The sequence below is a fragment of the Streptomyces sp. KR55 genome (genome assembly GCF_052245645.1).
Taxonomy (GTDB): Bacteria; Actinomycetota; Actinomycetes; order Streptomycetales; family Streptomycetaceae; genus Streptomyces; species Streptomyces flavusporus.
On sequence record NZ_JBQQCE010000924.1, the window covers coordinates 1 to 1,243 of the forward strand.

Consider the following 1,243-nt stretch of genomic DNA (forward strand, 5'->3'; position numbering starts at 1 on the left):
GCGCGGGCGCCACCCACGGCCTGCTTCAACACCTGCAGGCGCTGAACACGAAGCGGCGCACGGTCCGCTACACGGTCGGCTGGAAGATCACGCCCGAGGACGAGGCGGCGATCGCGAGGCTCCCCGAACACGCGTGGGAGACCTCGCTGACGCAGGACGGCGACCTCCAAGCGGGCTACCAGGTCGCCGAGTTGACCTACCTGAACACCCGCGACGGCTGGCCGCAGGGCATGCGGCTGGTCGTCCGCCGCGTGCGCCCGTCGAGGCGGCACATGAAGAAGCTGACCGCCTTCGAGCAGAAGACCGGCTGGCGCTACTCGATCACGGCGACGAACATCCGGCACATGTGGGGCATCGCCGGTTCCCACCAGATCCAGTTCCTCGACGCCCTGCACCGCGACCACGCCGAGGTCGAAGACCGCGTCCGCACAGGCAAGGCCATGGGGCTGGCGAACCTGCCCTCACAGTCGTGGCAGATCAACACGGGCTGGATGCTCGCCGCGAACCTCGCCGCCGACCTCGACACCTGGCTGCGGCTGCTCACCCTGCACGACCAGGACGGCCTCGAAGACGCCGAGCCGGACACCATGCGCCTGCGCCTCTACCACCTTCCGGCCCGCCTGGCCCGCCACGCCCGCCGCCGCATCCTGCGCATCGAGCGAACCTGGCCCTGGGCCCAGGCGTTCACCACCAGCTGGACCAGGCTCACGCAGCTTCCGGCCGTCACCTGACGGCCGGCTCCCGCCCCGACGAGGACCAGGAAGGAGGACAACCCGCGACCTCCGGGCCCGTGGAACCCGGCGCACCCCGCGGCGTCACGCGACGGCCCGTCTTCCAACGGCAGAGGACATTACGGGCGAACAGCCGCGCCGATCAGCGACCGAAAACCCCCTGACGAATCGAGGTTAACTCGCCGATATCAGCGGATGCGAACACGTTATCGGTTCCGCTCGTGACAGACTGGGGCATCGGGCCTCTGCTTTCTCAGGCAGATCTTGGTCGATCCCCTGGATAGCAGAGGCCCCTTCGCATCTCACCCGCCCTTGACATCGCCAACGGGCCCTTAACTTCGCGGCATTGGATGATCGATGCGGTCCGCTACGTCGTCGACAACGGTCAATGCCGTTGCTTGAGAGGTGCACGTAGTTCCTCTCCAGGCGCGGTGACCGCCGGGGCGCTGGTTCGTTGACACGGATATGCATCCATGGATCGGGTTATCCGATGAAGTCCGGCTCGGGTTGCT

The 1,243-nt window shown here is 67.5% G+C and carries 1 protein-coding gene; it reads left to right on the forward strand.

The features are described from left to right. A partial coding sequence (locus tag ACTWQJ_RS51540) for a transposase (protein WP_443313225.1) occupies positions 1-731 on the forward strand: 731 nt, incomplete at its 5' end. Positions 732-1,243 lie beyond the last annotated feature (512 nt).